Here is a 20762-nt window from a genome sequence, read left to right as displayed (position 1 = left end):
TCATAGATTTGGACTTCGCGACATCTGACCTACCTTCAATTCGCTACGCTCATTGGGTTAGGTCATTACTTTTTATAATTCAAAGTTTCTCACACTGTTTAGTTTTCTAGGTTCATCGTCACCCCTTGAGGTGACTTACTTAGTATAGCAAACTTTTCCTTTGCTGTCAACTGTTATTTTTAAACTTTTTTAAATCATTTTGCAGATTTATGAAGTTTAATGTCACAGCCGACTTTTACTATCATACTCTCTTTTTCAAGAGTTGTCAACTGTTTTTTTGAACTTTTTTCAAATCTTATTTGATTTGCTTTTGGTTCAATGCCCCAGCCGACTTTTATTATGATACACGGTTTTAAACATAAAGTCAATACCTTTTTAAAAAAGTTTTTGTTTTTCTAGAAATAAAAGAATAAAGGTATACAAGTACACCTTTATTCTTTCCCAGTTTTAAATACTCTATAATTCTATTTTACATCATACATTCCATGAGTATTCATATAGTTAAACAATTCTTCTCCATGTTTTTGTTCGTCTTTTTGTATATGTTGAAGGGCTTCTCTTACTTCTTTGTTTGCAGATTCAAATACACCAGTATCATAAAAACCAGAGACATATTTCTCAGTTGCTAATAAATCACTACATAATAGTGCATCCTCAGGATTATTAAAAGACATATTGTTACCACTATTTGTATTAGTTGTTTGTTGAGTTTGTTGAGTTTTATTAGTATGTGTTAAATTTGGTTTTTTCCCTTGCAACAATTCATTTATAATATTGTAATGATGCTGTTCTTCTGAAGCTAGCTTATTTAACAACTGTTTTAAATTAGGGTCTTTTGCTTGATTAGCAAAACTTTGATATTTCTTGACACAAATATCCTCTTGGTGCTTTCCATCCTCTAAAATCATTCTCTCTTTTTGACTTAAGTTTATTTGCATAGTATACCTCCTATTGTATATTTTCTTTAATAGTATACTTTGCTTTTATCTGTATTTTATTCATCATTAACATTAAAAAGAATTAAAACCTTATGAAAAACAAGAACTAAAAATATCCTTCTATTTTATTAAATACATTTCCCCAAGACATCTTCTTTATTTCTTTTTTAGTATTATAATCCATCTTATAGTTTTCATATTTCTTCACAATTTGTCTTTCAATAGCGTCTTGTAATCTATCTTCAAATAATGGCAATTCTATTTCTAATGGTTTATCAACTTGACTCATATCTGGAAGCTGTACATACTCTATTACCCCACTATTATTAATGGTATCACCTAAATTTGATTTAAGCCCTGGAATTTCTGTTACTACTGCTAATAATCCACTAGCTAGAGCTTCTATTGTAACTAAAGATAATCCCTCATAAAAAGAAGGTAATACAAATATATCGGATTCTTTAAATATTTTGCCTAAATTTCTTTGAGTTACTTCTCCTAATAATTCCACGCCTAATCTAGTCCCTAGCTCCTTAATTTTCTTTTCTTCTTCTCCTGTCCCTGAACCGGCTAGAATCAATCTAATATTATATTTTTCTTTTAATTTATCAAATACTCTAAGTAAAGACATTATACCTTTGGCATAACTCAGTTTCCCTGCATATACCATCTTTATTTCATTATTATAAACTTTGTTTAAGGGAGGGGAAAAAATATCCTCATTATATCCTCCACCTATTACCATAATCTTTTCATTTGGAATATTATATTTCATACTAATATCTTCTCTTTGCTCTTCACTTAATGAAAAAATCTTGTCCAGTTCTTTACAACCAACTAATACTTCTTGTCTATATTGTGGACATTTCTCAAATTGCCTAATATCTGTCCCATGACATATTCCTATTACCTTTATATCTTCAGCCAGTTTTGCAACTAAAGAAGTTGATAACCATAAATGGTGAGATAGTATAATATCTGGTTTAAAATCTTCTATAGCATTAAGAATTACCCTTTTAAAATAGAACTTCCATTTATTCAGCATGTCTATAGTTAAATCACAATATCTAACACTTTCATAAGGCATAATATCACTCATACCTAAGATGGGAAATGGAAGTTCTTCTGTATTAAATATTAAAGGATAAAACTTATCTATATAACTAAGCTTAATGGAATCTCCATTTGGTATTCCAGCAATTAATCCTTGAATATAATTTTTTTTATTTCCTTCTCTTATTAATTCTTGCAAATATATTCCGCTACCTGTTTTCCCAGGATACTGAGATATAATATGTAAAATCTTCTTCATTTAACCACCACTCCTTGTTTTAAGGAAAGTATTTTTATAATATATACCCAAGTATATTTAAAATAAAAAAGAGCAGGAATCTAATCTCCTGCCCGTAACTATTATTTTACTCATCTAATGGCTTCATAGTTGGAAATAACAATATATCCCTTATGCTTGGCTGATTTGTAAGAAGTATTATCATTCTATCAATACCAATCCCAAGTCCTCCAGTAGGTGGAAGACCTACTTCTATTGCATTTAAGAAATCTGTATCCATTGGATGGGCTTCATCATCTCCTAAATCCTTTTGCTTAACTTGGTCTTCAAATCTTTGTCTTTGATCAATTGGATCATTTAATTCTGAGAAAGCATTTGCTAATTCCCAAGTATTGATAAACGCTTCAAATCTATTAGTCTTTCTTGGGTCTTCTGGGTTTCTCTTAGCAAGAGGTGATATCTCTACTGGATGTCCTGTAATAAACGTAGGCTGAATTAAATGTTCCTCACAGAATTCCTCAAACATTTCCGATATAATATGACCTCTAGTCATACCTGGTTTTATTTCTAATCCCTTTTCCTTAGCAACTGCTATAGCTTCTTCATCAGTGTTGATTGTAGAAAAGTCTACTCCTGTAAATTCCTTTACTGCATCTGCCATATCTAACCTTCTCCATGGTGGAGATAATTCTATTTCGGTGCCTTGATAATTTATTTTAGTACTTCCTAAAGCTTTTTCTGCTACATAAGCAAAAAGATTTTCAGTTAATCTCATCATTTCTTCATAGTCTACATATGCCTGATAAAGTTCTATATTAGTAAATTCAGGATTGTGTTTTGGGCTCATCCCTTCGTTTCTAAACATTCTTCCCATTTCATAGACCTTTTCAAACCCACCAACTATAAGCCTCTTTAAATATAGTTCATTGGCTATTCTTAAGTACATGTCAATATCTAATGCATTATGATGTGTAGCAAAAGGTCTTGCATTTGCCCCTCCTGCTATCGGACTTAAAATTGGAGTTTCTACCTCTAGGAATCCCCTATCATCTAAGTATTCTCTTACAGCCTTTATTATCTTCGTTCTTAAAATAAATGTCTCTTTCACTTCTGGATTTACTATTAAATCTACATATCTTTGTCTATATCTTAAATCCTGATCCTTTAAACCATGAAATTTTTCTGGTAATATTTGTAGGGATTTAGTCATTATAATTATTTCTTCAGCTCTTATGGATATTTCACCAGCATTTGTTCTAAATACCTCTCCTTTAACACCTATAATATCTCCAAGATCTAAAAGACTTAAATCTTTATACTCTTCTTCACCCATTGCATCTTGTTTAGCAAATATTTGAATACGACCTTCACTATCTTGTAAGTCAATAAAACTAACTTTTCCATGCCCACGCCTAGACATTACTCGTCCTGCAACTGCTACCTTTTGCCCTTCCAATTCTTCAAATTTATTTTTAATAGTAGCACTATGATGCGTATAATCAAATTTCTCAACTAGAAAAGGGTTTTTTCCTTTTTCGATCAGTTCCTTAAGTTTTTCTCTTCTCATCATCAACATTTCATTTAAATTTAATTCGGTTTCTCCCATTACTTTGCCTCCTTAGTTTATTAACCTTTTTATCTAGTAATAGTTAGTATTTGATATTCTATTTTCCCATCTGGAACAACTACCTCTACAATATCTTCAGATTTATGTCCTAAAAGTGCGGAACCTACAGGAGATTCATTTGATATTTTACCATTATATGGATCAGCCTCTGCAGAGCCCACTATAATAAATTCCATTTCTTCATCATATTCTAAATCTTTTACCAAAACTTTAGATCCAATTCCTACAACATCTGTTGTTATATCATCTTCATCTATTATCTTTGCATTTCTTAACATAGTTTCTAACTTCGCAATTCTTTCTTCCAATTGAGCTTGATCATTTTTAGCCTGATCATATTCTGAGTTTTCACTTATATCTCCAAAACTTAAAGCTTGTTTTATTTTTTCAGCAATTTCTTTCCTTCTAACGGTCTTTAACTCATCTAACTCATCCTCTAACTTCTTTAATCCATCCTCAGTTAAGAATACATCTCTTTCTGGCATTTCATTCTCTCCTTTACCCAATATATATTATTGCCTTTAAAATTATTATAAATATTATCTATCTATGCAAACTATTTAATTAATAGAAAAATTACATTTCCTACTTGTATGCAAGATATTATAATCAAGTGGAACCATAATGTCAAGTACTTAGAAATTCCCTTTAATATTTATAAAGGATTTTACATAATCTTCAATAGTATAATAATTATCTTCACAATATAAATACCTTATCCCTTTCATATTACCTCCTATTAGAGACTCTGCCAAACTGGAAAGAACCATACCCTCCATCCATATATTTTCCTCAATACTTAAATCATTTAAAGCAAAAGCAAAATCTTTAATGAAAGGCAAGGTTCTTTTATGGCTTAAATGAATACCATTACCAAAGTCAAAGATTATGCAATTTTTTCTTACTTTAGAAAAATCAATCTGCAAATTTCCTATCAAATTAATTATTATACTATAATTTCCTAAAATTCTTTTAATATTAGATGGATAAAATAAGGATAATCCTGTTTCTTCCAATATATATTCATAAATCTCATCATTATCCTTCTCACAACCTATGGCAGTTATAAACCTTATATCTTTTGAAATTCCTTTAATTAGGGCTTTTATTTTTTCTTTATTATCAGAAATCACTAAAATTTCCTTTTCTTCTAAGTTTGTTTTCATCCTATTGCATATTTCTTTCATTATTAAAGGAAGATTAGTTATTTTAATATTTTCTCCATCCGATATTTTCATATTTGTAAATTCTTCTATACGAAATATGGATTCTTTACTTAAGTCTTTATATCCTTCAATAAATAAACCAGTATAATTTTCATCTCCCTTTAGTCTTATTATAGCATCTAAATACTCTTTAAACTCATATTCATCATTAAAATCAATGGGTTTTAAATTTATTCCAGCTATTTTTCCTATTATATCATTTCTTCTTATAATACTGTCTATTACCTTAGGCTTGATTTTCGGCAAAAGAAATTCTGGCAAATATTTTCTAATTCCTTTTTTATAATATTCTATATATTTTTCACAATTTATTATATATAAAAGTTCTATAATACCCCTCCTCTCTAGTTTTAACTCTATTATATGAAAAGAGGTTTACATTCATTACATATACTATGGATAAAGATTAATATACTCTAACAATACTTTCTCCATATCTTCTTTATTTTCAATTGTGTATATTAGATTTTTTATTTCATTAGAATTTCTTAGTCCTTTTAAATACCAAGCAGCATGTTTTCTCATTTCTCTTACACCAACTCTTTCACCTTTTATGGAACAAACAAGATTTAAATGTCTTATACACATCTGAATTATTTCTTCTTTTGAAGGTGGGATATCTTCATCTCCAGTCATTAAATTAATTATTCTTCTAAATATCCATGGATTTCCTTGAGAACCTCTCCCTATTGCTATAGCATCACAGTTAGTAAAATTAAACATTCTAAGTCCATCTTGTGGTTCAAATATATCTCCATTTCCTATAACAGGTATACTTACACTTTCTTTAACTTTCTTAATAAATTCCCAATCTGCTTCACCAGAATAAAACATATCCCTAGTTCTTGCATGAATTGTTAAGGCAGAAATCCCTTCTTCCTCTGCTATTTTAGCTATATCTATTCCATTAATATTATCATAATCCCAACCCATACGTATCTTTAAGGTAACAGGCTTTTTAGATACCTTTATAACTTCTTTTATTATATCTCTAACTAAGATTGGATTTTTCATTAAAGCACTACCATCACCATTTTTAACTATCTTTGGAGCAGGACAGCCCATATTTATATCTATTATATCTATATCTTCCCTAGGGTTTAAGTATTCTCTTACAACATTTGCCATTATATATGGATCTGAACCAAATATCTGGATTGCTATTGGTCTTTCCTCTGGGTTTACCTGCAACAATGTTTTAGTTCCAGGATCCTTGTAATACATCCCCTTACTACTGACCATTTCAGAAACTACTAAACCTGCTCCCATCTCCTTACACAATATTCTAAATGCTAAATCTGTAACTCCAGCCATAGGAGCCAAAAATACATTATTCTCAATTTCTATATTTCCTATTCTCATATTTCCACCTCAAATATTAGAAAAGTAAGTAGCTCTAAGCTACTTACTTGTTTCTTTCAAATATTATCCTTAAACCTTCCAATGTCAACATTTTATCTATATTCTTTACATATCTGCTTTCAGATGCTATTAAGTTTGAAAATCCACCTGTTGCTATAATATTTACAGTATTTTCATTTTCTCCCATTTCTTTAATCATCTTTTCTATTATATAATCAACCATACCTATATAACCAAAAACCAATCCTGATTGAATACTGTTTGTTGTATTCTTTGCTATTACTTTATCTGGTTTCGCAATTTCAACCTTAGGAAGTTTAGCTGTCCTCATAAATAATGCTTCCGAAGAAATCTTTATCCCTGGAGTAATTGCACCTCCTAAATAATCACCTTCTTTAGATACAGCACAAAATGTAATAGCTGTACCAAAATCCACTATTATTAAAGGGCCACCATATTTTTCATAAGCAGCTACAGCATTTACTATTCTATCGGCTCCTACTTCTCTGGGATTATCATATTTTATATTCATTCCAGTTTTAACTCCAGGTCCTACTACAATAGGATCTATACCGAAGTATTTTATACTCATAGCTGGTAAAGTATGCATAAGTGGTGGTACTACAGAAGAAATAATAACATCTTTAACCTCTTTTGGATTTATTCCATGGTATCTGAAAATTTGTTCAAATAAAAGTCCATATTCATCAGATGTTCTGTCCCTTTCAGTTGCTATTCTCCAATCATATAATAACTCTTTATCATCATATACCCCAAATACTATGTTAGTATTGCCAACATCTATAACTAATAACAATAATTTCACACTCCATTCCTTATCTTTTGTTCTTTAAACTTCCAACTACAGAAGTTACTATTATAATAGCAATAATTGCTTCAGGTATACCATTAGTTACTCCTATACCAAAAATTATCTTTCTTGCAGTAGAAACATCCCCACCTATAGCCTCTACAAATCTTTCAGCATAAAGTAAATATATCATGGAAAGAACTCCTATAGTATTGGTCATTGTACCAATAGCAGATGCCATTATAATTTCCAAAGCTTTATTTTTAAACTTTGTTTGAACAAAATAAGCTATAATTAAAGTTAATATTATAAGAAATATATTTATTATAATCGACCATATACTCTGTGAAGTTTTTATGTTGATATATATCCCATAAGATAAATATCCTATAATTCCTGTGAAAATCAAATACAAAATTGCCATAATCTTATTTTTACCTAAATCTTTCAATATATCATATACATAAAAAGATACTATACCTATTAATATTCTAGGTAATACTGAAACCAATGGATTTAAAAATACAAAAGATACTGGTGTTTGATTAGTCATAGCTTGAAAAATACTAAATAGTCCAAATATGAGTCCAACAAAAGCACCTACAACTGGTCCTTCCATTACTGCACCAATTATAACAGGTATATGCATTATTGTTGCCCTTGTAGGTCCTACAGGTATAAAACCTAATGGAGTCATACCAAGAACTGCTGAAATAGCCCCTAAAACTCCTATAATGGTCATCTTTCTTACATTAAATCCTTTTTCTTTTACCATTAAAATCCCTCCCGCTCTAGTTCCTTTTAATTTTGGATACCAGTCGATAAAATATTAAATTTTAACTTTTAGCCAGTCCAATTCTAATTTGATATTGGCTATCTAACAAAAACATTATAATTCTATTTCTACATTAATTCAATATTAATTTTTATGTTCTAACACAATTAATTAAATATCCTTCAAGGCTTTCAGTCCACATACTCCCTCTGCAAACAACACACCATTTACTATAGCCTTACTCATTGCCTCCCCTGCCATAGTCCCTATAAGGCTTATATCTGCCATTATTTCATTAGTAGCCATAGTAAATATCGTATCTCCATCTACCATAGTATGAATTGGATTTATTGATCTTGCAAATCCATTATGAGCCATTTCTGAAATTTTATTTGCCTCAGCTTTAGTTAACTTTGCATTTGTAGCAATTATACCTATTGTTGTATTTTGTATGTTAAACCCTAAGTTTCTATTTTTATTTTTCATAATATCTATAGTATTTAATAATTTATTGTTTTTATAATCATATACTCCTGCAATTTGCTTATTATTTTTATAATCATAGATATCACCAAAACTATTTACAGCAACCATTGCCGATACTATTAATTCTCCTACTTTTATAGTAGCGGAACCTAAACCAGATTTCATAGCATTTTCTGGTCCTAAAATCTTGCCTATAGTAGCTCCCATACCACATCCTACATTACCCTGTATATTATTTACATTGGCATTTTTAGCGGCAATATATCCCATATTAAAGTCTGGTCTAATCTTACAATTTCCTATATTCAAATCAAATATCACAGCAGAAGCTACTATGGGAACCTTAGTTACTCCTACATCAAATCCTATATTCTGCTCCTCTAAATACCTCATAACACCTGATGCTGCTTCAAGACCAAATGCAGAACCCCCTGATAATACTACAGCATGAACCTTATCTACCATCTTCTCTGATTTAAATAAATCCGTTTCTCTAGTACCTGGAGCTGATCCTCTTACATCTACACCTCCTGTTGCACCACTATCACATATAATTACAGTGCAACCTGTCATACCTTCTTCCGATTGTGCATGACCCACTTTGATACCAGGAACATCAGTTATATAACCTTGATACATAATATCATCCTCTCAATTAACAATTAATGATTAACCGTTAAGAATTAAAAACGAAAAACCGAGATCCTTCGTTACACTGAGGATGACGAGTTTGGTCATTCCAAAAATGGTGAAGAATCTCGATTTAATTGTTCTTTATTCTCTGTTAATTTTTAATTAATCTTAGCCTCCAAAGAAATTCAACAATAGTCCTGCTGCTATAGCTGAACCTATTACTCCTGCTACATTGGGTCCCATAGCGTGCATTAATAAGAAGTTTTTCGGATTAGCCTCTTGACCAACTTTTTGTGATACCCTAGCTGCCATTGGCACTGCAGATACTCCAGCAGATCCTATAAGTGGATTAACTTTTCCTCCAGAAGTTTTATACATAATCTTACCAAATATTACTCCTGTAGCAGTACCTATGGAAAATGCTACAAGTCCTAATGCTATAATGCTTAAAGTTTTAACTGTAAGGAAAGTTTCTGCATTAGCTGTTGCTCCTACAGTTGTACCTAAAAATATTGTAACTATATTAACTAATTCATTTTGAGCTGTTTTTGACAATCTATCTGTGACTAAGGATTCTCTAAATAGATTACCTAACATTAACATACCAACTAAAGATGCTGCAGAAGGCAATAGTAAGGAAACTAGTATTGTAACCATAATTGGAAAAATAACTTTCTCTTTTTTTGATACTACCCTAAGTTGATCCATAACTACTTCTCTTTCTTCTTTAGTTGTCAATGCTTTCATAATTGGTGGTTGAATAATTGGAACCAACGCCATATATGAGTAAGCTGCAACTGCTATAGGTCCTAATAAATGAGGTGCTAGTTTAGACGTTAAATATAAAGCTGTAGGTCCATCTGCTCCACCAATAATACCAATACTTGCTGCTTCTGGTCCTGTAAATCCTAAAAGAATTGCACCTACAAAGGTAACAAAAATACCAAATTGTGCTGCTGCTCCAAGTAATATACTCTTTGGATTAGCTATAAGAGGTCCAAAATCAGTCATAGCTCCTACACCTAGAAATATAAGTGGTGGATATATTCCTAGCTTAACACCTTGATACAAATAATATAAAAGTCCTCCATTTTCTACAACAGTAGAAACCAACTCTCCAGTTACTGGATGTGGAGCAATCTTCACAACTGGAGGTGCCATAAGACCAGCCTCAGGCAAATTAGCCAATAACATACCAAATGCAATTGGAATAAGTAATAGAGGCTCAAATCCCTTAGCAATTGCTAAATATAATAGTACACAGGATATTAAAATCATTACTGCTTGTCCCCAAGTAATGGCAGCAAATCCTGTACTCTGGAAAAATTCCAGTAATATATCTCCTAAGTTCATGAAACTTACCTTCCTTTCTCAATGGAATTAGTCTAATACTACTAATTTATCTCCTGTATTTACAGTAGCTCCTTGTGTAGTATTGATACTAGCAACGACTCCATCTCTAGGAGCTAATATTTCATTTTCCATTTTCATAGCTTCTAGAATTAATAATATATCCCCAGCCTTAACTTTATCTCCTTCTTTTACTTCTATCTTCCAGATATTTCCTGGCATTGGAGCTTCTACAACTTCTTGTCCTGCAGATACTACTACTTCCTTTTTCTCTTCCTTTGGAGCAGGTGCTGGTGTAGATTTCGCTACAGGTTTTGATACTGGTGCTTGAGCTACTGGTGCCGCTGACCTTTGTACTGTGCTTCCTGATACTACTTCTTCAACTTCCACTTCATAAGAATTACCATTAACATTTATTATAAACTTTCTCATTGTTATGCCTCCTTATTTATGCTTCCATAGAAGCTTTTATTGTAATTTACCGTATATTTGCTCTTGTCTACTAGCTGCTGCCCATGCTGGAGAAGTTTGAGGTATTCTTCTAATGCTTTTTATGTTTACCTCAGGTACATTAACTCCCAAACTTGATGCCACAGCTGCAGCAATAACTGCTACTAATTCTTCATCATTTGTAGTAGTTATGTTTTCTACTACATTTTCTTTTGGTTTAATTGGTACTGGTGATTTTTTAATCTCTTCAACCTTTTTTTCGCCACCTATACTTTTTAGTACAGATATAAGAACTGCAAGTACGACTAAACCTAGAAATACAACAGACATACTAAATACTGTAATTACTAAACTATCTTTAAAGCTAATAATATCACCCAATGATTTCACCTCTTTTATACTGGTATATTACCATGTTTTTTTGCAGGTCTACTTTCTCTCTTAGATTCTAACATATCGAAAGCTGAAATAAGCCTAGGTCTTGTAATACTTGGAACTAATATATCATCAACAAATCCTCTTTGAGCTGCAATATATGGATTAGCTACAGTATCCCTGTATTCAGCAATTTTTTCTTGTCTAGTTATAATAGGATCATCAGAATTCTCAATATCCTTTTTAAATATTATATTTGCAGCACCATCTGGTCCCATAACAGCTATTTCAGCATTTGGCCATGCAAATACTTGATCAGCACCTAAGTCTTTAGAGCACATTGCAAGATAAGCTCCGCCATAAGCTTTTCTAACAATTAATGTAACTTTAGGTACAGTTGCCTCACTATAAGCATATAACATCTTAGCACCATGCCTAATTATTCCACCATATTCCTGCTCAGTACCTGGTAAAAATCCTGGAACATCTACTAAATTAAGCAAAGGTATATTAAACGCATCACAAGTTCTAATAAATCTTCCTGCTTTATCTGATGCATTTATATCTAGACATCCTGCTAAAACCTTAGGTTGATTACCAACAACTCCTATAGTTTTTCCATTTAATCTAATATATCCAGTTATAATATTCTGTGCATAATATGGTTGAATCTCGAAAAATTCTCCACCATCACCCAATAATTTTATAACTTCCTTCATATCGTATGGCTTATTAGGATTAACTGGAACAATTTCATTTAATCTTTCTTCTACTCTATTTATATCATCTTCTATAGCATAAATAGGTGCTACTTCTAAATTATTAGATGGTAAAAAAGATAATAACTCTTTAATTCTTTCAATACATTCTGCTTCTGTCTTATCTACAAAATGTGCTACTCCTGATATTTTATTATGAGTATTGGCACCGCCTAGTTCTTCTTGAGTAACTTCCTCCCCTGTTACAGATTTAATTACTTGAGGTCCTGTAATAAACATCATACTTGTCTTATCTACCATAAATATAAAATCTGTCAAGGCTGGTGAATAAACTGCTCCACCTGCTGAGGGTCCCATTATAACTGAAATTTGAGGTATCACTCCTGATGCAATAGTGTTTCTATAAAATATTTTTCCATATCCTGACAGTGCATCTACTCCCTCTTGAATTCTAGCTCCACCTGAATCATTAAATCCTATAATTGGCGCTCCCATTTTAAGTGCCATATCTTGTACTTTGCAAATCTTCGCAGCATGCATCTCGCCTAAAGACCCACCAACTACTGTAAAATCTTGAGCATAAGTAAATACAAGTCTTCCATCAACTGTACCATAACCAGTAACTACTCCATCTGCAGGCGCCTCTAATTTTGCCATATCAAAGTTCGTACATCTATGCTCAACAAACTTATCAATTTCTATAAAACTGCCTTCATCAAATAACAAATTAATTCTTTCTCTTGCAGTAAGCTTTCCTGACTTATGGTGTTTTTCAATTCTTTTCTCCCCACCACCAAGCTCAATTTTCTTAGTGTTTTCTAGGAGTATTTCAATTTTTTCCTTCATATTTACCCTCCTTCTTTTGTTAAGTACCTAATCCCTTTGACAAAGCTCTATCAACACTCCAAAAGTTGATTTTGGATGTAAAAAGGCAATTTTTGCACCACCAGCACCATATCTTGGTTTCTCATCTATCATCTTAATTCCTTTTTCCTTCATTTCTTCAATAGCTTTTTCAATATCATCTACTCTATAAGCAATATGTTGTATCCCTTCACCCTTTTTCTCAATAAATTTAGCTATAGGACCATCTTCTTCAGTAGATTCTAGTAATTCAACTTCTGTATCCCCTATGGGTAAAAATGCAACCTTAACTTTTTGCTCTTCCACTACTTCCTCATTTACACTTTTCATCCCAAGAATGTCCTCGTAAAATCTTAATGTTTCATTTAAATTTTTAACAGCAATACCAATATGGTCAACTTTACCAACCATTTTACTTTCTCCTTTCATTATTAAATTAACAATTAGCAGTTTTTCTCTTTATTTGACAACGGAAAATAAAACCATATATCTAATAATTTATATAATTTTAGTCATACCAAACTATCACTCATTTATTTTTTCAAGATTAATCTGTTAGCATCAATTATCAATTGGTTATTAACTGTATTATCTCATCTTTCGCAGTATAAGGATCTGTTTCTCTTAGAGTAACCCTTTTCGCTAAGTTTTCTATTAAATCTTCCTTGACTGCTCTGTCTAAAATCAATTTCATTAAATCTTCTTCTACCATTTTCAATATCTCTAATTTATTATTTCTTATTCTTATCTTTTCCAGCTCATGTGTCTTCTCCAGATATTCTCTATGCTCTAAAATCTTCTCTAAAAGTATATCTATATCTTTATTTTTTCCTGCCGATACTTTAATCACCGGTGGCCTATAATCACTATGTTCATTTAAGTCCAAATTCATTTCTATTTCAACCTTAGTTTTGTCAGCTCCATCTAAATCAGATTTATTTATGGCAAATACATCTGCTATTTCCATTATTCCTGCCTTTATTGCCTGAATATCGTCCCCTAGATTGGGAACCATGACCATAAGCACAGTATCTGCAGTCTTTACTATATCCACTTCTGATTGCCCAACTCCTACTGTTTCTATAAAAATATAATCACACCCAAAAATATCTAAAACCTTTATAGCACCCCAAGTAGCCTTTGACATACCTCCCAATGAACCACGAGTACCCATACTTCTTATAAATACATCTTTATCTAAGGCAAGATCATTCATTCTTATTCTATCCCCTAAGATAGCTCCTCCACTAAATGGGCTAGTAGGATCCACAGCAACTATGCCTACTTTCTTCCCTTGTTTCCTAAGTTCCTTAGTTAGTTTATCAGTCAAAGTAGATTTACCTGCTCCAGGAGGTCCTGTTATACCAACTACATAGGCTTTACCTGATTTATTATATAATTTTTTTAATATATCAATTGCTTCTTTATCATTATTTTCTAACATAGTAATAAGTCTAGCACATGCTCTTTTATTACCTTCCAATAAACCTTCATTTATATTCAAATAAGACACCACCTATTATCTCTTAAGGTTACTTGTAATAAAATCTACTACATCCTTTGTTGGTGTACCTGGAGTAAAAATCCCTTCCACTCCTGATTCTATAAGATAGGGAATATCATCTTCTGGAATAACTCCTCCCCCTACTATAAGCATATCATCTACTCCTTCATCTTTTAATAGATTTACTACCTTTGGAAATAAATGATTATGTGCTCCTGACAATATACTCATTGCCACTACATCTACGTCCTCTTGAATAGCAGCCGCAACTATTTGCTCAGGCGTTTGTCTAAGACCTGTATATATAACTTCCATTCCCGCATCTCTTAATGCTCTTGCAATTACCTTAGCTCCCCTATCATGTCCATCAAGTCCAGGTTTTGCAACTAAAACTCTAATTGGTCTATCCATGTTTTTATATACCTCCCGTTTATTCAATTAACAGATAACAATTAACCATTAACAATTAAAACTAATTAATATAAATTAATATGTTAATTGTTATAATATTACTGACTGTTGATATTCTCCAAATACTTCACGTAAAACATTACAAACTTCCCCAAGGGTCGCATACGCTTTAACAGCATCTAATATAAACGGCATTAAGTTTTCTTCCGTATTAGCTTTTTCTTTTAATAAATTTAATTTTCTTTCAACTTCTTCATTATTTCTTTCCGCTCTTAGCTTCTTTAATTTTTCTTTTTGATTTATTTCAACTGTTTTATCTACTTTTAATAATTCCTTTTTATCTGTTTCTTCAATTTGGAATTTATTTACTCCTACTACTATTCTCTCTAAAGATTCTACTTCCATTTGATATCTATACGCAGCATTCTGAATTTCTTTTTGAATATATCCCTTTTCTATTGCCTTAGGTGCTCCGCCTAATTCATCTATAGTTTCTATATATTTAATTGCCTCTTTTTCTATCTTATTAGTTAAACTTTCAATATAATAAGAACCCGCTAATGGATCTATTGTTTCCGTTACACCAGATTCATGAGCAACTATTTGTTGAGTTCTTAAAGCAATCCTAACAGAATCTTCTGTTGGTAATGCTAAAGCCTCATCCCTTGAATTAGTATGAAGTGATTGAGTTCCACCAAGAACTGCTGCTAGTGTTTGAATTGTAACCCTTATTATATTATTATCAGGTTGCTGCGCTGTTAATGTAGATCCAGCCGTTTGAGTATGAAACTTAAGTTGCATTGATTTTGGACTCTTTGCCTTGAATCTTTCCTTCATTATTTTAGCCCATAATCTTCTAGCTGCCCTGTACTTTGCAACTTCTTCTAAAAGGTCATTGTGAGCATTGAAGAAAAAAGATAATCTTGGTGCAAAATCATCTACATCAAGTCCTGCTTTAATGGCTGCTTCAACATAAGCTATACCGTCTGCTAATGTAAAAGCAACTTCTTGGGATGCTGTAGAGCCTGCTTCTCTTATGTGATAACCACTAATACTTATAGTATTCCATGCTGGAACTTCTTTTGAACAATATTCAAATATATTAGTAATTAATCTCATTGATGGTTCTGGTGGGAATATATAAGTTCCTCTTGCTATGTATTCCTTTAAGATGTCATTTTGTATAGTTCCCCTTAACTTATCCTTTGAAACGCCTTGCTTTTCTGCAACTGCAATATACATTGCTAATAAAACAGATGCTGGTGCATTAATAGTCATTGATGTACTAACTCTATCTAAAGGTATGCCATCAAATAAAACTTCCATATCCTTCAAAGAATCTATAGCTACTCCTACTTTTCCAACTTCACCTTCTGATAACCCGTCATCAGAATCATAACCTATTTGTGTTGGTAAGTCAAAAGCAACACTTAATCCAGTTTGACCTTGTTCCAATAAGTATTTATATCTTTGGTTTGATTCTTCAGCTGATGCAAATCCAGCATATTGTCTCATAGTCCAAAGTCTACCTCTATACATTGTAGATTGAACACCTCTAGTAAATGGAAATTCTCCTGGAAAGCCTAAATCTTCATTGTAATTTACACCCTCTACATCTAATGGAGTATATAGCCTATCTACTTCTATATTTGAGCCTGTAGTAAACTTTTCCTTTCTTTCAGGAAACTTAGCTAAGGATTTCTTCACTACCCCATTATCCCAATTATCTACCGACATCTTAATTTCTTCAAGCTTTTTATCATCAAACAACTTGATTTACCTCCTTATTATGGCAATTTTAAATTTTACCTAAAAACTTATCTTCATAGTATATTATAGTAATAAGTACCAGGTTTTTGCAACATATATTTCAATATAATTTAAAAATGAATGGAATATTGCATTTATATATATAAATATGTAGCAATTCCTTCTTTTATAACATTCATTCAGTTAGGTCATAAAAAAAGTAGGCTCCCTATAAAAGGGATCACCTACTTTATGCTCCTATGAACAAAGATTCAAATTCTTTACCATCTATAGTCTCTTTCTCTAATAAAGCTTCTGCTACTCTATGAAGTTTATCCATATTATCCCTTAATAATTGCTCTGCTTTATTATATGCAGTATCAATTAAAGTTCTCATTTCCTTATCTATGGCAGCTGCTACATCTTCACTATAATTTCTAGTCCTGCCAAAATCTCTGCCTACAAATACTTCTTCATCATCAGTACCATAGGTCATAGGTCCAAGTTTATCACTCATACCATAATGGGTAACCATTGATCTGGCAATTTTAGTAGCTCTTTCAATGTCGTTTTGAGCACCTGTACTTATATCCCCTAATACTAATGCTTCCGCTACTCTACCTCCAAGAAGAGTTACAAGTTTACTTTCCATTTGTTTTTTTGTTAAAAAACTTCTATCTTCTTCTGGTATATAAGCTGTAAAGCCTCCAGCCATTCCCCTTGGAATAATAGTTACCATATGAACTGGATCAGTATCTGGAGTAAGTCTAGAAGTAAGTGCATGCCCTGCCTCATGATAAGCTGTAAGCTTCCTCTCCTTCTCACTAACAACTTTAGACTTCTTCTCTGGCCCTGCTTGAACTTTAATGGAAGCTTCTTCAATTAAATCCATAGGTATAGCTTTTAAATTAAATCTGGCAGTAAGTAATGCTGCCTCATTTACTAAGTTTTCTAAATCTGCTGGTGTAAATCCTGGAGTTCTCTTAGCAACTACTTGTAAATCAACATCATTATCCAATGGTTTATTTTTTGTATGAACCTTTAATATCTCTTCTCTACCTCTTACATCAGGTAACCCTACATAAATTGTTCTATCAAATCTACCGGGACGAAGTAATGCAGGGTCAAGTATATCAGCTCTATTGGTTGCTGCCATTACAATTATACCCTCATTGGTTGCAAAGCCATCCATTTCAACAAGTAGTTGGTTCAATGTTTGTTCTCTTTCGTCATGACCTCCACCAAGTCCAGCACCTCTTCTCCTACCTACTGCATCAATTTCATCAATAAATACTATACAAGGAGCATTTTTCTTTGCTTGTTCAAATAAATCCCTAACTCTGCTTGCTCCAACACCTACAAACATTTCCACAAAATCAGAACCAGATATAGTAAAGAAAGGTACTCCTGCCTCTCCTGCTACTGCTTTGGAAAGATAAGTTTTACCTGTTCCAGGAGGCCCAACTAACAATACCCCCGTAGGAATTCTAGCACCTATCTCAATATATTTTCTAGGAGTTCTAAGAAAATCTACTATTTCCTTTAACTCTTCCTTTTCTTCCTGTAATCCTGCTACATCGGCAAATGTAATAACCTTTCCATCTTCTTTAACCATCTTAGCCCTAGACCTGCCAAAGGACATTACCTTTCCTCCGCCACCTTGGGATTGTTGCATAAATACAAACCAAAACACTGCAATAACTAAAAGAGTTAATATAGTTGGAATTACATTTACAAACCAAGGAGTCGTAGGTTCTGGTATAGCACCATAATGTATCTTTTCACTATCAACTAAATCCTTTAAATAATCTGAATAAAATGTATATCTCATTTCATTAGGCAATAAAGTTGTAAATTGAGTCTTATCCTTCAATTTACCTTTCACTTCATTTCCTTCCATTTCAATGCTTTCAACTCTACCCTTATTTAAATGTCCTACCAATTCAGTTACGTCTATTTTCTTAACCTGTTCAACATCATTTCCAAATCTTGTTACTAAAAGCATTATAATAATCACTATTAGTAGGTACACACTAATACCTTTGAAAAATCTCTTCAATACAAATCCTCCCTCCTCTTATAAGTAAATAATATCTTTTTATTATATCATCATTATATAGTTTTTTCAACCTTCTACTAACTATATACTTCCTCTTTAAGTGCGGCAACATAGGGTAAATTTCTTCCTATTTCAGAATAATCTAGCCCATATCCTACCACAAACTCATCAGGAATAGCAAAACCTAAATAATCCACACCTACATCAACCTTTCTTCTATCTGGTTTATCTAAAAGAGTACACACCTTAACAGAAGCTGCACCCCTCTTCCTCAAATTATCTGTTAAATAAGCTAATGTATAACCTGTATCTATAATATCTTCTACAATTAATACATCCTTATCTTCTACACTAAAGTCCAAATCTTTTATTATTCTAACCTCACCAGTTGAAGTTGAAGATCTGCCATAGGATGAAACAGCCATGAAATCCAATCCTATTGGCTTGTTTATATTTCTAGCTAAATCTGACATGAAAATAACAGCACCTTTTAATATTCCTACTAAAATTAAATCCTTATCCTTATAATCCTCAGTAATTTGAGCTCCTAATTCTTTTACTCTCTTTTCAATGTCTTCTTCAGAAACTAATATACTTTTGATTATATCTTTCATTGTATAATCCTCCTTATTATGTATTGTTAATTAATTATAATATATTGATAAGATCCTTTTTGTTTTCTTAGTAACCTTATACAAATCATTTGTCCTATACCCCACAACCCAAAGAATATTTTCATCATCTACAATTAATGGAATCTTATCCCTTAGTTCCTTTGGAATTTTTTCATCAATAAAATAATCCTTAAGTTTCTTTGTCCCTCTCATACCAAAGGGTATTATTCTATCTCCATCTATTCTATTTCTTACAACTAATTCTCCCTTAATCTTATCTAGGTCAAAATACTTGATATTCTTATCTTTATTCATATTAAAATCTTTATATATATCAAAGACTTTAATATCAAAAGAATAGCCTATATCATTTATAATATTAAGTCCTGGAAAGTTTAATTTATATGAATATTTGTTTATAGATTTACTTATACCCTTTTCAATAATTAAATCTCCATAAGTTAATTTTGCAACTATATCATTAGATAAATGAACTTCCCTCCCAGTTCCTAATGTCAATAAAAGATTTATGACTGAGGATATTTGAGCCTCAGTAATCCCATGTAAAGAATCATTAATTTTTAATATAGCCAATCTTATAATTCTTTGCTGAATACTTCTATGTTCCTCTAATAATTTCCTACCATCTAAGATTATACTACGTTTATCTTGATTTTTCACTATAATATTATATCTTAACTCAGAAAATTCTTCTAAAAATTCACTATCCATAGAAGAAATCCTAGAGGTTCTCCAAAGAGTGTTAACTATATTAGGGTTAAAATTTTCCTCAATATAAGGAATTAGTTCTAATCTAACCTTATTTCTACTATAAATAGGTTCTAAATTTGTTTTATCCAATACTGTCTCTATTTCTTTTTCTTTTATATAAGTCTCTATTTCTTTCCTACTTATACCCAGTATTGGTCTGATTATATCTTTGATTACAAAATCCATACCCTTTAAACCATCAATTCCTGTTCCTCTTAAAAATCTCATAATTAAAGTTTCTGCTTGATCATTCATATTATGAGCTACAGCTATTTTACCTCCGCCTACTAATTCAAGAATTTCTCTAAAAAATCCATATCTAAGTTCCCTTCCAGCCTCTTCTGAAGATATACCCTTTTCTTTACCATATTCAACCATATTTACATTTTTAGTATAATATGGTAAACCCAGTTTTTTAGCCATACCCTCAACAAACAATTGATCTGCTTTAGCATCTTCCCCTCTTACTCCATGATTTACATGAGCAATATATATATTAAAATTAATTAAATCTTTAATCTCTAGTAAAACATATAGTAATGCCATAGAATCTGGTCCCCCAGAAACCCCTACAACTATATTATCATTTTCACCAATTAAATTATAATCTTTAATAGTAGATAGTACTTTATTCTTCAAAACAATCACCCTATAATTTATTTACTAAACCAATGTCAACTATATCTTTATTATAACCTAATTGTCAACAAAATTTAAGGTTGCAATAAATTTTTATTTATTGCAACC

At 31.7% G+C, this 20762-nt stretch carries 20 protein-coding genes; all 20 read right to left on the bottom strand.

What is annotated here, in order from left to right:
- Nucleotides 1–464 precede the first annotated feature (464 nt).
- Nucleotides 465–938 (bottom strand): demethoxyubiquinone hydroxylase family protein, encoded by a 474-nt coding sequence (locus BUB33_RS05950; protein ID WP_072974286.1) that lies wholly within the window; start codon nucleotides 936–938, stop codon nucleotides 465–467.
- A gap of 106 nt (nucleotides 939–1044) precedes the next feature.
- Nucleotides 1045–2250 (bottom strand): glycosyltransferase family 4 protein, encoded by a 1206-nt coding sequence (locus tag BUB33_RS05945; RefSeq protein WP_072974283.1) that lies wholly within the window; start codon nucleotides 2248–2250, stop codon nucleotides 1045–1047.
- A 106-nt stretch (nucleotides 2251–2356) separates the two neighbouring features.
- Nucleotides 2357–3835: a lysine--tRNA ligase gene (gene lysS, locus BUB33_RS05940; protein ID WP_072974281.1), complete on the bottom strand. Its 1479-nt coding sequence runs from the start codon at nucleotides 3833–3835 to the stop codon at nucleotides 2357–2359.
- A 29-nt stretch (nucleotides 3836–3864) separates the two neighbouring features.
- Complete coding sequence (greA, locus tag BUB33_RS05935; protein WP_072974279.1) at nucleotides 3865–4341, bottom strand: transcription elongation factor GreA; 477 nt, start codon at nucleotides 4339–4341, stop codon at nucleotides 3865–3867.
- Nucleotides 4342–4491: 150 nt separating this feature from the next.
- Nucleotides 4492–5328 (bottom strand): hypothetical protein, encoded by an 837-nt coding sequence (locus BUB33_RS05930; RefSeq protein WP_143154886.1) that lies wholly within the window; start codon nucleotides 5326–5328, stop codon nucleotides 4492–4494.
- Between the two features lie 147 nt (nucleotides 5329–5475).
- A complete protein-coding gene (dusB, locus tag BUB33_RS05925; RefSeq protein WP_072974274.1) occupies nucleotides 5476–6444 on the bottom strand; it encodes a tRNA dihydrouridine synthase DusB in 969 nt (322 codons plus the stop codon).
- Nucleotides 6445–6487: 43 nt separating this feature from the next.
- Nucleotides 6488–7270 (bottom strand): type III pantothenate kinase, encoded by a 783-nt coding sequence (locus tag BUB33_RS05920; protein WP_425329680.1) that lies wholly within the window; start codon nucleotides 7268–7270, stop codon nucleotides 6488–6490.
- 10 nt (nucleotides 7271–7280) lie between these two features.
- Nucleotides 7281–8030 (bottom strand): ECF transporter S component, encoded by a 750-nt coding sequence (locus BUB33_RS05915; RefSeq protein ID WP_072974270.1) that lies wholly within the window; start codon nucleotides 8028–8030, stop codon nucleotides 7281–7283.
- Between the two features lie 171 nt (nucleotides 8031–8201).
- Nucleotides 8202–9155, bottom strand: coding sequence for a P1 family peptidase (locus BUB33_RS05910; RefSeq protein WP_072974267.1), 954 nt, complete (start codon nucleotides 9153–9155; stop codon nucleotides 8202–8204).
- 162 nt (nucleotides 9156–9317) lie between these two features.
- Nucleotides 9318–10502 carry a sodium ion-translocating decarboxylase subunit beta gene (locus BUB33_RS05905; RefSeq protein ID WP_072974265.1) on the bottom strand — a complete coding sequence of 395 codons (1185 nt, stop codon included), beginning with the start codon at nucleotides 10500–10502 and terminating at the stop codon, nucleotides 9318–9320.
- Nucleotides 10503–10529: 27 nt separating this feature from the next.
- A complete protein-coding gene (locus tag BUB33_RS16750; protein WP_072974263.1) occupies nucleotides 10530–10931 on the bottom strand; it encodes a DUF2118 domain-containing protein in 402 nt (133 codons plus the stop codon).
- Between the two features lie 36 nt (nucleotides 10932–10967).
- The gene (locus BUB33_RS05895) at nucleotides 10968–11330 is read right to left on the bottom strand and encodes an OadG family protein (protein WP_084725204.1); all 363 of its coding nucleotides are present in this window, start codon (nucleotides 11328–11330) and stop codon (nucleotides 10968–10970) included.
- A gap of 14 nt (nucleotides 11331–11344) precedes the next feature.
- Nucleotides 11345–12889 (bottom strand): acyl-CoA carboxylase subunit beta, encoded by a 1545-nt coding sequence (locus tag BUB33_RS05890; RefSeq protein ID WP_072974261.1) that lies wholly within the window; start codon nucleotides 12887–12889, stop codon nucleotides 11345–11347.
- 27 nt (nucleotides 12890–12916) lie between these two features.
- On the bottom strand, nucleotides 12917–13318 hold the full coding sequence (gene mce, locus BUB33_RS05885; protein ID WP_072974259.1) for a methylmalonyl-CoA epimerase: 402 nt from the start codon (nucleotides 13316–13318) through the stop codon (nucleotides 12917–12919).
- A 157-nt stretch (nucleotides 13319–13475) separates the two neighbouring features.
- Nucleotides 13476–14411, bottom strand: a complete 936-nt coding sequence (meaB, locus tag BUB33_RS05880; protein WP_072974257.1) for a methylmalonyl Co-A mutase-associated GTPase MeaB — start codon at nucleotides 14409–14411, stop codon at nucleotides 13476–13478.
- Between the two features lie 15 nt (nucleotides 14412–14426).
- Nucleotides 14427–14822 (bottom strand): cobalamin B12-binding domain-containing protein, encoded by a 396-nt coding sequence (locus BUB33_RS05875; protein WP_072974255.1) that lies wholly within the window; start codon nucleotides 14820–14822, stop codon nucleotides 14427–14429.
- Nucleotides 14823–14912: 90 nt separating this feature from the next.
- Nucleotides 14913–16592 carry an acyl-CoA mutase large subunit family protein gene (locus BUB33_RS05870; RefSeq protein WP_072974253.1) on the bottom strand — a complete coding sequence of 560 codons (1680 nt, stop codon included), beginning with the start codon at nucleotides 16590–16592 and terminating at the stop codon, nucleotides 14913–14915.
- 229 nt (nucleotides 16593–16821) lie between these two features.
- The gene (gene ftsH / locus BUB33_RS05865) at nucleotides 16822–18630 is read right to left on the bottom strand and encodes an ATP-dependent zinc metalloprotease FtsH (protein WP_072974251.1); all 1809 of its coding nucleotides are present in this window, start codon (nucleotides 18628–18630) and stop codon (nucleotides 16822–16824) included.
- A gap of 77 nt (nucleotides 18631–18707) precedes the next feature.
- Nucleotides 18708–19244, bottom strand: a complete 537-nt coding sequence (gene hpt / locus BUB33_RS05860) for a hypoxanthine phosphoribosyltransferase (RefSeq protein ID WP_072974249.1) — start codon at nucleotides 19242–19244, stop codon at nucleotides 18708–18710.
- A gap of 30 nt (nucleotides 19245–19274) precedes the next feature.
- Complete coding sequence (gene tilS, locus BUB33_RS05855) at nucleotides 19275–20654, bottom strand: tRNA lysidine(34) synthetase TilS (protein ID WP_072974247.1); 1380 nt, start codon at nucleotides 20652–20654, stop codon at nucleotides 19275–19277.
- Nucleotides 20655–20762: the final 108 nt, after the last annotated feature.

It is taken from the genome of Tissierella praeacuta DSM 18095 (assembly GCF_900128955.1).
GTDB classification, from domain to species: Bacteria; Bacillota; Clostridia; order Tissierellales; family Tissierellaceae; genus Tissierella; species Tissierella praeacuta.
This window is presented reverse-complemented; position numbering and strand designations above follow the sequence as displayed.

Excerpts from the sequence above, each read along its gene's own strand:
- BUB33_RS05950 (WP_072974286.1), bottom strand. The coding sequence starts at position 938 with ATGCAAATAAACTTAAGTCAAAAAGAGAGAATGATTTTAGAGGATGGA.
- BUB33_RS05945 (WP_072974283.1), bottom strand. The coding sequence starts at position 2,250 with ATGAAGAAGATTTTACATATTATATCTCAGTATCCTGGGAAAACAGGT.
- lysS (WP_072974281.1), bottom strand. The coding sequence starts at position 3,835 with ATGGGAGAAACCGAATTAAATTTAAATGAAATGTTGATGATGAGAAGA.
- greA (WP_072974279.1), bottom strand. The coding sequence starts at position 4,341 with ATGCCAGAAAGAGATGTATTCTTAACTGAGGATGGATTAAAGAAGTTA.
- dusB (WP_072974274.1), bottom strand. The coding sequence starts at position 6,444 with ATGAGAATAGGAAATATAGAAATTGAGAATAATGTATTTTTGGCTCCT.
- BUB33_RS05915 (WP_072974270.1), bottom strand. The coding sequence starts at position 8,030 with ATGGTAAAAGAAAAAGGATTTAATGTAAGAAAGATGACCATTATAGGA.
- BUB33_RS05910 (WP_072974267.1), bottom strand. The coding sequence starts at position 9,155 with ATGTATCAAGGTTATATAACTGATGTTCCTGGTATCAAAGTGGGTCAT.
- BUB33_RS05905 (WP_072974265.1), bottom strand. The coding sequence starts at position 10,502 with ATGAACTTAGGAGATATATTACTGGAATTTTTCCAGAGTACAGGATTT.
- BUB33_RS16750 (WP_072974263.1), bottom strand. The coding sequence starts at position 10,931 with ATGAGAAAGTTTATAATAAATGTTAATGGTAATTCTTATGAAGTGGAA.
- BUB33_RS05890 (WP_072974261.1), bottom strand. The coding sequence starts at position 12,889 with ATGAAGGAAAAAATTGAAATACTCCTAGAAAACACTAAGAAAATTGAG.
- mce (WP_072974259.1), bottom strand. The coding sequence starts at position 13,318 with ATGGTTGGTAAAGTTGACCATATTGGTATTGCTGTTAAAAATTTAAAT.
- BUB33_RS05875 (WP_072974255.1), bottom strand. The coding sequence starts at position 14,822 with ATGGATAGACCAATTAGAGTTTTAGTTGCAAAACCTGGACTTGATGGA.
- hpt (WP_072974249.1), bottom strand. The coding sequence starts at position 19,244 with ATGAAAGATATAATCAAAAGTATATTAGTTTCTGAAGAAGACATTGAA.